Source organism: Segeticoccus sp. (assembly GCF_035708005.1).
This window is the reverse complement of the sequence record NZ_DASSTI010000150.1, coordinates 99,201-109,964: the sequence shown is the minus strand read 5'-3', so window position 1 is coordinate 109,964 and position 10,764 is coordinate 99,201. Positions and strand designations below refer to the sequence as shown.

Below are 10,764 nucleotides of genomic sequence, written 5' to 3'. Positions count from 1 at the left end.
GGTAGCCGATCGACCAAGGTCAGGGCGACCATCGGGCCGTCCAGCTCGGCAACCGCGACGGCGCGGTTGAGTGCCACGATCGGTGACGGGTCGATCTGGGTCAGCTGGTCGTAGAGCGCGACGATCTGCGACCAGTCCGTGTCGTGCGCCGCGGGTGCGTCGGTGTGAACGGCATTGATGGCGGCGAGGATCTGGTAGCGGCCGGGCCGGTTGATCGCGAGGCACTCGCGGACCAGGCGGTGCCCCTCGGCGATCAGCGCGCGGTCCCAGCTGGCGCGGTCCTGCTCCTCGAGCGGGACCAACTGCCCATGGCGCACGCGGGTCTCCCGTCGAGCCTCGATGAGCACCAGCAGCCCGAGCAGCCCGGCAACCTCCGGCTCATGAGGGAGCAGTTGGCGCAGGGCCCGCGTGAGGCGGACTGCCTCGCCGGTGAGTTCGGCGCGAACCGGGTCGCCGTCGCCAGTGGCGAGGTAGCCCTCATTGAAGATGAGGAACAGCACCGTCAGCACTCCGCCGAGCCGCTCGGGCAGGTCTGTCACCTCGGGCACTCGATAGGGCACCTTCGCCGCTGCGATCTTCTTCTTCGCCCGGGTGATTCTCTGCGCCATGGTGGTTTCCGGCACGAGGAAAGCCTGCGCGATCTCGGGCACGGTCAGCCCGCCGAGGAGCCGGAGCGTCAGCGCGATGCGCGCTTCCGGCGCCAGCGCCGGGTGGCAACAGGTGAAGAGCAGCCGGAGACGGTCGTCCTGGACCGGCCCGGTGGGCTCGTGGGGCGTGTCGTCGTAGGACATGAGGGCCGCTTGCTGCTTGGCGTCGCGCTGACTCTCGCGGCGGATCCGGTCGATCGCGCGGTTGCCCGCGGTGGTGGTGAGCCAACCACCGGGGTTGGGAGGCGTGCCGGACTGCGGCCACTTCTCCAGCGCAACGACGAGGGCCTCGCTCGCCGCCTCCTCGGCGATGTCGATGTCCCCGAAGCGGCGGACGAGCGAGGCGATCAGGCGGCCGTACTCCTCACGGAAGACCCGCTCGACGGCCCCCGTTTCGCTCTGCATCCGTCGATCGTCGTTCGGGCCGGTCAGGCCAGACCCTCGAACGGGCGGACCTCGACCTTGCCCCGGCACGCCTTCGATCCCTCCGCGGCGAGCTTGAGCGCGACGTCGAGGTCGGGTGCGTCGATGACCCAGAAGCCCCCGATGACCTCCTTCGTCTCCAGGTAGGGACCGTCGGTCAGCACCGGCGTCTCACCCTGGCCGTCGACGACGGTCGCGGTCGACGCCGGTTGGAGCCCGCCTGCGAAGACCCAGTAGCCCTCCGCATGCAGCCTGTCGTTGAACGCGCCGGTCGCGGCGAACGCCTCCTCCATCTCCTCCTGGGAGCCGTAGCTGCCGAACTCGTTCCTCTCGGCAGGGCCGTGCACGCTCAGCAGGTAGTGCGCCATCTCAGTTCTCCTCGAGTCGGGGCGGTCACGCCGACCGCCTTCACCGTCACCACGAACGGCATCGTCCTGATACGACATCGTGCCGGACAAGCGTTGCGATGTGGACCGCTATGGGCGCCCTTCGAATCGGACCGGTCACCGCTCGTGCCGACTTGGCCCACCCTCGCTCAGAAGGTCCTTCGCCTGCAGTGCGAGCCAGAACTGCGCGATGTCGGCGGTCTCGCTCAGGCTGCGGCCCGTGAGCTGTTCGATGCGTCGGATGCGGTAGAGCACGGTCTGCCGATGGATGTGCAGGGCGTTGGCGGACTCCTGCCAAGAGCGTCGGTGCGCCAGAAAGGTCTCGAGCGTGGGGAGCAGGTCGGTCTGGTGCTGTCGGTCGTGGTCGATGAGGGGGCCGAGCCACTGTCGCACGAGGGCAGTGGCGTCGTCCGGGCCAGCCAGGCCGGTGAGCGCGGTGGTGACGTGGCCGTATCGAGCGATGGCGAGGTGCTGCCGGCCGGCGATGCCGTGCGCCCACACCGCCTCTCGGTTGGCCTCCGGGATGCGCCGCACATCACGAAGGAGACCACTGACACCGACGCGGCCGTGCGTGCCGAGTGCATGGGCCATCGCGTCGAACACCTCGGAGTCGGCGGGAACCAGCAGGTGTGCGGTGTCCGCGCGAACGGCGAGCAGGTGTGGCACGTTCTGGCGCCACAACGCGACGTGCAGCTCACGGACGCGGTCGGCGGGGGCTGCCGTCGCCACCACGACGACGCACGCATCCGGTTTCAGGCCCTGGCCGACGAGTTGCCGGCGCGCCCTGCGCGCCTCGACCCGCCCGTCGAGCAGCTGTGCCATGAGTTCGGCACCGGCGCGTCGGTGGTGTTCCAGGGCCAGCCTGGTGTGGGACAGCTCCACGGCGACCACCGTCGCGGCGTGCTGCAGCAGTATGCCGTCCAGCGGCCGGTGCTCGGGTCGTGCCACCACGAGCACAGCGGCCTCATGGGTGGGGATGTCCGCGACGAGCGCCTCCACCGACAACTCGGCGACGGGTACGGCGCGGGCGCCAGCGGTGAGGGTGCCGCGGCGCGCCCGCCTGACGGCTGCTTCCAGCTCGTCGGGGACTGCTGGTCCGTGGGGGAAGAAGGCTGCGCCGGTCTCCCGGTCGCACACGTGCACGGGACAGCCGAACTCCTTGGCGAGTACCTCGCAAATGCGGGAACGGTCGAGCTCTTCGGGCACCGCCCGACGGAGGCTGTCGTAGATCCGTGCCGTGCGCATGAGCCGTTGGGACTGCTCACCCAGCGAGGCCTCGGCGACCGCCCGCGAGATCGCCACGAACGGCATGGGGTACCGGATCCACAGCACGGGCAGCTCGAGCCGGTCGCTGGCGGTGGCGAACCGGCGCGTCAGGGGCGGGCAGTACATCTGCTCCCCGATGGCGAGGGCACTGGCGCCGACCTGGGCGAGCTGTTCCAACAGCTGCTCTTGGCCGGCAGCGTCTCTGGGGAAGGACATGCCATTGGTCATCAGCAGCTCACCACCGGTGAGCCACTGCCACGGCTCGGGCAAGTCGGAGGTGTGCGTCCAGGTGACGTCCCGCGACAGACCCGCCCGTCCGGAGTGCAGCCGGAGGCGCAGGTGGGGCGTGTCGAGCAGCTGCTCCACCGTGATGCCCACGCCTCACCGTATCGCCCTGCTTGGCCCTTCGTCGTACCCGCCTTGTGCATTTGCACAGAGACGTCTGCGGAGTTTCGAGCGCTGATCCTCTTGGCCGCCCGGTCCTGCGTCACGCAGGCTCGGTGACCAAGGGCAGACGCGGTCGCCAGCCGCCGGCGCCGTTGCCCCGCCCCACCCGGAAGGAGCCGGTATGACCGCGCACAGTGGCCTGATCGACGACGCCCCACTGACGTCGTTCCACAAGAAGCTCACGCTCTACTCCTCGGGCGGGCCGTTCATCGACGGCTTCGCCATCGCGATCATCGGGTTCACGTGGACGACGATGAGTCGCTCGATCCACATCACTGCCTCGGATCAGGGCCTGATCGCCGCCGCGATCCTGATCGGCATCTTCGTCGGTGGGGGAGTCTTCGGGTGGGTCACAGACAGGGTCGGCCGACACGTGATGTACATCGTCGACCTGCTGGCCCTGGCGGCCTTCTCGCTCCTGTCCTTCTTCGCCACCGAGGTGTGGCACCTGGTGGTGCTGCGGTTCCTCATCGGCGTGGCCATCGGCGCCGACTACCCGATCGCCACCTCGCTGCTGGCCGAGTACCTGCCCTCCAAGTACCGCGGCCGCATGCTCGGTGCCACCTTCGTCGTCTGGGCCATCGGTGCCACCGCGGCGCCGGTGGTGGGGATCTTGTGCACCAAGTACACCGGCGACGCCGCCTGGCGTTGGATGCTGGCCAGCTCGGCCGTGTTCGCGATGGTGACGTTGGTCCTGCGGTTGGGCACTCCCGAGTCACCGCGATGGCTCATCAGCAAGGGCCGCGTCGCCGAGGCCGACCGCTCGATCAAGCAGGTCTTCGGGCCCGGCTACGGCGTGGAGGACCTCGGTGAGGCCGAACAAGCCGGCAAGACGAGCCTTCTCACCGTCCTCCGACCGCCGTACCTGCGCCGCACCCTGTTCGTGAGCTTGTTCTGGATGTGCCAGGTCATTCCGCTGTTGTCGATCTACTCCTTCTCGTTCGACATCCTCAAGGAGGTCGGCATCACCGGGAACGGGGCAGAGGTGTTCCTCGCTGCGCTCTTCGTCGCCGGCGGGATTCCGGGCCTGCTGCTCGTGGACCGGATCGGCCGCAAGGCCCTGCTCGTCTACACCTTCGGCGCCATCGGCGTCATCTGGTGCGTTGCCGGATTCGTTCCCGGCCTTCCGGTCATGGTCGGCTTCGCCGCCGTCCTGGCCTTCGCCCTCCTGTCCGGAGCCTCGAACTTCCTGGAGATCGTCTACCCGAACGAGCTGTTCCCGACCCATGTCCGCGCCACGGCTGTGGGCATCGGCACCGCCGTCAGCAGGATCGGCGCGGCCGTCGCCGCCTACCTGATGCCGTTCGCCCTCAACCGAGGCATCAACACGGTGCTCATCGTCGGCGGCATCATCTCCCTCGTCGGTCTGGCCGTCACCCTTGCCTGGGGTGTCGAGACCGCCGGACGCTCCCTCTCCGATGCGGCCGGCGTCCGCGGCCGCCCCACCACCCCGCTCACCACAGCCACCACGCCCACCATGGAGGTACAGCCATGAGCATCCGTGTCCCCGACCCCGTCGGACCCGTCGACGGTACGAAGGTGCCCCGCTACGCCGGCGCCTCAACGTTCGCCCGGATCCCCGAGATCCACACCGTCAGCGACTACGACATCGCCATCCTCGGGGTGCCCTTCGACGGAGGCACGTCCTACCGTCCCGGTGCCCGGTTCGGGCCCATGGAAGTGCGCAAGTCCTCGCGGCACCTTCGTCCCGCCTTCCACGTCGAGCTCGACGTCGCCCCCTTCGAGCGGGTTCAGGTCGTCGATGCGGGCGACGTGGCCTGCACCCCCTTCTCGATCAGCGAGGCCGTCGCCCAGATCGAGGACCACGCGCACGACGTGCAGGGGAGCAGCGGCGATCGCCGGATCATTGCGGTCGGCGGCGACCACACCATCGCCCTGCCGATGCTGCGGTCGGTGACTCGGCAACACGGGCCGGTGGCCCTCGTCCACCTCGACGCCCATCTGGACACGTGGGACACCTACTTCAACGCGCCCACCACGCACGGCACCGTCTTCCGCCGGGCCTTCGAAGAGGGGCTCCTGGCCGAGGACCACTGCATGCACTTGGGAATCCGTGGTCCGATCTATGACCGGATCGACCTGAAGGAAGACGCCGACTTCGGCTTCAGGACGATCCGCGCCAGTGATCTGGACCGGCTCGGTATCGAGGCTGCGACCGAACAGATCCGCCAGCGCGTCGGGGACACCCCGGTCTACCTGTCCATCGACATCGACGTGTTGGATCCCGCCTTCGCGCCCGGCACCGGAACGCCTGAGGCGGGCGGCCTCACCAGCCGTGAGCTGCTTGCACTCCTGCGCAACCTGAACGGGCTCAACCTGGTCGGTGCGGACGTGGTCGAGGTCGCTCCCGGCTATGACCACGGCGAGATCACCACGATCGCCGCCGCCACCGTGGTGTACGACGTGGTCTCCCTCATGGCCAACCACGAACTCAGTGCCCGCCCGGAGCCCGAGAACGCCATGGCTGCGCTCAGCTAGACCGTGAACGGGGCGGTGCGCCGGTGGCGACGGGCGTCGGCTGGCGCGCACCCTCATCGGGTTGCTCGATGATCCGGGCGAGCGCGCCGACGCCCACTACCAGGCACGCCAAGGTGCACACCTCGGCGGCGAGCGCGCCGGGGGACGTGGCTATGCCGCCCGCGCCGACCAGGGCGCTCAGCAGGACGCTGGCCACCGGGTTGACCGTCACGATCGCCGGCAGCGCCGAGGACAGCGGCCCGGCCCGATACGCCAGCTGGGTCAGGGCGACACCGGCCGCGCCGGTCAGCACCAGGGCGTAGGGCGTGGGCGTGGCCAGTGCGGAGAGCGGATTGGTCACGAGCTCTCCGGTCGTGGTCTGCAGCAGCGCTGCCTCGAGACTGAACGCGACACCGGCGGCCACCCCCAGGCAGAGGGCGGCGAGGTGCGGGGACGTCCGGCGGGCGAGCAACAGGCACAGGCCCACGAGCAGGGCGGCCGCGATGGCGGGCAGGAGGAGACCCCGTAGCGGGATGGGCGCCGCGCCGGACCCCGACGACGCTGTGAGCAGGAAGCCGGCCATGCCCGCGGTCACGACGGCGGCCCACACCATCTCGGTCCGGGTGAGCCGGGTCCGGTTCAGGCGGTGGTTCAGGGGCAGCGCGAGGACCACGACGAGTGCGAGCACGGGCTGGACCAGAGCGAGGGAGCCGAAGCGCAGCGCGGTGGCGTGCAGCAGCAGGGACCCGGCCTGCACGCACAGGGACAGCCACCACAGGGCTTGCGCGAGCTGGTGCCGGGCGAAGTCCGCGACGTGGCTGGTGGCCGTGCCGTCCGCGCGTCGCCCGCGCTTCGCCGTGGTGTGTTGCATCGTGCCGGCCACCGCGGCGCAGCCCGCCGACCCCAGCGCGGCCAGCACGGCGAAGCCCGCGGTCACCGTGATCATCGCGTGGGCCGGTGCGACGGTGGTGGCCGCGGGTCGGTGGCACGCGCGGCGCTCACGAGCTCCTCGTAGCAGTCCACGAGGTATGCCGTGGCCTCGCCCCAGCCGCACCCCTCAGCCAGCTGCCGGGCGACCTTGGAGAGCTCCGGGCCCTCGTTCGTGCGGCGCAGCCCCACCAGCTCGCGCGCGGCGCGCGCCAGGGCCGCCGGGTCGTCCGCGGGCACCACCCGCGCTGCGGGACACCCGGCCAGCAGCTCGCGACTGGACCTGCTGTCGACGGCGACCACCGGCAGCCCGCTGGCGAGCCCTTCGAGAACCGCCAGCCCGAGGGTGTCGGTGGTGGACGGGAAGACGAACACGTCGGCCGCGCGGTAGGTGCGCGCCAGCCGTTCACCGTGCTGCAGCCCGGTGAACCGTGCCGTGGGTCCGAGCAGGTCGGGCAGCTCGTCCCGCTGGGGGCCGTGACCGACGAGGACGAGGTCGAAGCCACCCTCGGTGGTGCTCAACGGGCGCAGGCGGTGCAGGCCCTTCTCGGCGGCCAGCCGCCCGACGTACAGCGCCACTGGACGACCATCGAGGCGTGCGGGTTCGGGGCTCGGATGGAACAGGTCCAGGTCGACGCCACGGGGCCACCGGCGCACGTTGCGTGCTCCCAGCCGGTGCAACTCCTGCTCCCCGACGCCGGAGGTGGCCAGGTTCAGGCTCGCCTGGCGGTGCAGGGAACGCAGGGTGAACTCGATGAGCGGCCGCAGCACGCCGAGGTGGTAGTAGCCGGCATAGGTCGAGACGTTCGTGTGGTACGACGCGACCACCGGGATGCGTTGGTACCGCGCGGCGAGCGCCCCCGCGATGCCGAGCAGGACCGGGTTGACGAGGTGGACGACATCCGGCCGGAAGTGGCGCAGGTAGCCGGCCACCGTCGGGAGGGGCAGCCCCCACCGTTGGCCGCCATACAGGAAGTCGAAGCCGATCGTCGGCACGGTGCGCACCGTGGCCCTGGGGTCCGAGCGGGAGTCGGCCCGATTCCCCAGCCGCGATCTGGGGCAGACGATGAGCACTTGGTGCCCCTCGTCGAGCAAGGCCGTGATGGTCGCGTGCAGCCGCGTCACGATGCCGTCGGTGGCGGGAAGCCACGTCTCGGTCACGAACGCGATGCGCACCGGTCTTCACCTCCCATTCAGCATTCTCCCGTCCAGCGTGCGGACGGCTCGCGGCCACCGTTCACTCAGGTGATCATGGTTGCCTGATCCCACGCTGAATGCAGCGGCGGAGCCGAATGGGAGATGAGGCGCAGATGAAGGTTCTCGTCCTCGGCGGTGACGGGTACCTGGGGTGGCCGACATCGCTGCACCTCTCCGACGCCGGACACGACGTGACGATCGCCGACAGCCTCGTGCGGCGCCGGATCGACACCGAGCTGGGGGTCCGCAGCCTGGTGCCGATCGCCTCCCCCGACGAACGGGTCGCCGCCTGGCGCGAGGTCTCCGGAAAGCGCATCGGCTGGTGCGACGTCGACGTCTGTGACGCGGACGCGCTGCAGGACCTGCTGGCCACGGTGCACCCGGACGCCGTGATCCACTTCGCCGAGCAGCGGTCCGCGCCGTACTCGATGATGAACCGTGAGCACGCGGTCTACACCCAGCAGAACAACGTGGTGGGCACGCTCAACCTGCTCTATGCGATCGCCGAGGTCGACCCGGACATCCACCTCATCAAGCTGGGGTCGATGGGCGAGTACGGCACGCCCGACATCGATATCGAGGAGGGCTGGCTGGACGTGGAGTACCGGGGCCGCCGCGACCGCGTCCTCTTCCCCAAGCGGCCGGGGTCCTTCTACCACCTGTCCAAGGTGCATGACTCGCACAACATCGAGTTCGCCTGTCGCGTCTGGGCGTTGCGCGCCACGGACCTCAACCAGGGGGTGGTCTACGGCCAGTCGACCGCTCAGACGGTCCAGGATGACCGGCTCGAGACCCGCTTCGACTACGACGCCGTCTTCGGGACCGTCCTCAACCGCTTCATCATCCAGGCGGCGCTCGGCGAGCCACTGACGGTCTACGGGTCCGGGGGACAGGTGCGGGGGTTCATCGACCTGCGGGACACGTGCGAATGCCTCCGGCTCGCCGTCGAGAACCCAGCGGACCGGGGCGAGTTCCGTGTGTTCAACCAGCTCACCGAGACCTTCTCGGTGGCCCAGCTCGCCCGCACGGTAGCCCGGGTCTGCACCGACGAGGTGGAGATCGTCACGCTGGACAACCCCCGGGTGGAGCGCGAGTCGCACTACTACAACGTGGTCCACACGGCCCTGCCCGCACTGGGACTGCGTCCCCACCTGCTGTCGGACACGGTGATCGAGTCGCTCCTGCCCCTCGCGCGGCAGCACGCGCACCGGGTGGACCGGCAGGCGTTGCAGCCAGCAATCCGGTGGACCGGCGCGGTAGGCCGTCCGCTGGCGGCCGACGGCCGTGGCCCTCAGTCCACTGACGCTGCCGGCCGGTAGGCGAGCGCACCGCAGGTTTCGCTCCGGCGCGGTGCGGGTATGCCGCACGCGCCGGTTGACGGCCCGAACGCCGGTGCCCCGACGCGGCAGGAGGCGGCGAACCGGTGGGCGGCCACGGAGCAGGAGCAGCGCTGAGGGCCTCGAGCGTCGGCAGCTTCGCGGAGTGGGTCCTGCGCGGGATCGGTCAGGTCTTCCTGCAGAACAACCCGCTGACGGGGGCGCTGTTCCTGCTGGGGATCTCCCTGAGCAGCTGGGTTGCCGGCGTGTTTGCGGTGATCGGCACGGTCTGCGCGACCGGCACTGCCATGCTGCTGGGCGTGCCGCGGGACTCGCTCGCCCGGGGCCTGTTCGGCTTCAACGGCACGCTGACGGCGATCGACCTGACCTTCTACCTGCGGCACGACTGGCACCTGCTCGCCTTCGTCGTCCTCGCGTCCGCAGCGTCCTCGGTCCTCACCGCGACTCTGCAGAACTTCCTGAACTCCAACCACGTCCCCAGCCTGACGGCTGCTTTCGTCGCCACCACCTGGTTGTTCCTCGCCGGGCTGAAGCAGTTCGCCAACCTGAGCGGCTCCCGGACCGCGGTGATCCGGGCCCACCTGCCGCACGAGGCGACGCCGACGGCCGCGAGCCTGCACCCGCAGGACCTGCTCACGGGCTTCTTCAACGGCTTTGCGGAGGTCCTGCTGCAGTCCGGAGTGTGGGCGGGCATCGTGATCCTCCTGGGCATCCTGGTCAACTCGCGCATCTCGGCGGCGGCCGCGGCGGTGGGCAGCCTGGTCGGCTTCGGTACGGCATGGGTCCTCGGATTCCCGGTGCAGGTCATGGCCGGAGGCCTGAGCGGCTATAACTCCGTGCTGACGCTGATCGCGCTCGGCGGGCTCTACTACCTGCTCAGCATCCGGTCGGCGCTGTTCGCCGTCTTCGGGGGAATCCTCAGCGTGGTGGTCTCCGGCGCGCTGGCCACAGTGCTCGCCCCCGTCGGGCTGCCCATCGTGACGGCGCCATTCGTCGTGACGACGTGGATCTGCCTGTTCGCCGCCTCGTCCCTGACGGGGCTGCGCCCCATCCACCCTGACGACGCCGGCACGCCGGAGCACAACCTCCAGCACGCCGGGCGCACCTGGGACAGCACGGAGCCGCACCGTTTCGGCACCTGAAGCGGGGGTAGTGAGGCAGGACATGGGCGTTGGTCGAAGACCGGCTCCCGCACGCCGTTCCTCGATCGAAGGGGCTGTTCCATGGCTGAGGGCAAGGGCCAGGAGCGTCAGACCGCGCAGGACGAGCCGCATCAGGGCGGGGGAACGATGCAGGACGCCTCGGCCCCCGGCACCGAGACGTGGATCTCCTCGCTGATGCTGACCCCTCGGGAGACCGAGAAGCTGGTCATCTACCAGGTGGCGGACTTGGCCCGGCGGCGCAAGGAGCGGGGGGTGAAGCTGAACTTCCCGGAGTCGATCGCCTTGATCTGCGAGGCGGTCATGGAGGGGGCCCGGGACGGGAAGTCGGTGGCCGATGTGCAGGAGCTCGGCAAGGAGGTGCTCACCCGCGAGGACGTCATGCCCGGCGTGCCCGAGATGGTGACGCTGGTCCAGGTCGAGGCCACCTTCCGCACCGGCACCCAGCTCGTGTCCGTGTCGAACCCGATCCCGTGAACGTCCTCGAGGTGCCGTG

The 10,764-nt window shown here is 69.9% G+C and carries 10 protein-coding genes; 5 read left to right on the top strand and 5 right to left on the bottom strand.

Annotation, left to right across the window (positions count from 1 at the left end; translation table 11 throughout):
* From VFL99_RS14915 to VFL99_RS14905, 3 genes are all read right to left on the bottom strand, one after another.
* The coding region (locus VFL99_RS14915) for an RNA polymerase sigma factor (RefSeq protein ID WP_325107137.1) at positions 1-1,052 on the bottom strand (1,052 nt) is incomplete at its 3' end.
* A gap of 23 nt (positions 1,053-1,075) precedes the next feature.
* Complete coding sequence (locus tag VFL99_RS14910) at positions 1,076-1,438, bottom strand: YciI family protein (protein WP_325107136.1); 363 nt, start codon at positions 1,436-1,438, stop codon at positions 1,076-1,078.
* A 135-nt stretch (positions 1,439-1,573) separates the two neighbouring features.
* Entirely contained in the window at positions 1,574-3,100 is a 1,527-nt protein-coding gene (locus VFL99_RS14905; RefSeq protein WP_325107135.1) for a PucR family transcriptional regulator, read from the bottom strand.
* 190 nt (positions 3,101-3,290) lie between these two features.
* On the opposite strand from VFL99_RS14905, the gene VFL99_RS14900 reads away from it, so the two are divergent.
* Positions 3,291-4,664, top strand: a complete 1,374-nt coding sequence (locus tag VFL99_RS14900; protein ID WP_325107134.1) for an MFS transporter — start codon at positions 3,291-3,293, stop codon at positions 4,662-4,664.
* Positions 4,661-5,668, top strand: coding sequence for an agmatinase (gene speB / locus VFL99_RS14895; RefSeq protein WP_325107133.1), 1,008 nt, complete (start codon positions 4,661-4,663; stop codon positions 5,666-5,668). The genes VFL99_RS14900 and speB overlap by 4 nt, the downstream gene beginning before the upstream one ends.
* Here the strand turns inward: speB and VFL99_RS14890 are convergent.
* Positions 5,661-6,593 carry a DMT family transporter gene (locus VFL99_RS14890; RefSeq protein ID WP_325107132.1) on the bottom strand — a complete coding sequence of 311 codons (933 nt, stop codon included), beginning with the start codon at positions 6,591-6,593 and terminating at the stop codon, positions 5,661-5,663. The genes speB and VFL99_RS14890 overlap by 8 nt on opposite strands.
* The gene (locus VFL99_RS14885; RefSeq protein ID WP_325107131.1) at positions 6,590-7,750 is read right to left on the bottom strand and encodes a glycosyltransferase; all 1,161 of its coding nucleotides are present in this window, start codon (positions 7,748-7,750) and stop codon (positions 6,590-6,592) included. Before VFL99_RS14885 ends, VFL99_RS14890 begins: the two co-directional genes overlap by 4 nt.
* 134 nt (positions 7,751-7,884) lie before the next feature.
* Between VFL99_RS14885 and VFL99_RS14880 the strand changes: the two genes are divergently transcribed.
* The 3 genes from VFL99_RS14880 (at position 7,885) to VFL99_RS14870 (ending at position 10,745) form a co-directional block, all read left to right on the top strand.
* Positions 7,885-9,090, top strand: coding sequence for an NAD-dependent epimerase/dehydratase family protein (locus VFL99_RS14880; protein WP_325107130.1), 1,206 nt, complete (start codon positions 7,885-7,887; stop codon positions 9,088-9,090).
* A gap of 104 nt (positions 9,091-9,194) precedes the next feature.
* Positions 9,195-10,250 carry an urea transporter gene (locus VFL99_RS14875; RefSeq protein WP_325107129.1) on the top strand — a complete coding sequence of 352 codons (1,056 nt, stop codon included), beginning with the start codon at positions 9,195-9,197 and terminating at the stop codon, positions 10,248-10,250.
* 192 nt (positions 10,251-10,442) lie between these two features.
* Complete coding sequence (locus VFL99_RS14870; protein ID WP_325107144.1) at positions 10,443-10,745, top strand: urease subunit gamma; 303 nt, start codon at positions 10,443-10,445, stop codon at positions 10,743-10,745.
* The last annotated feature ends 19 nt before the right edge of the window (positions 10,746-10,764 follow it).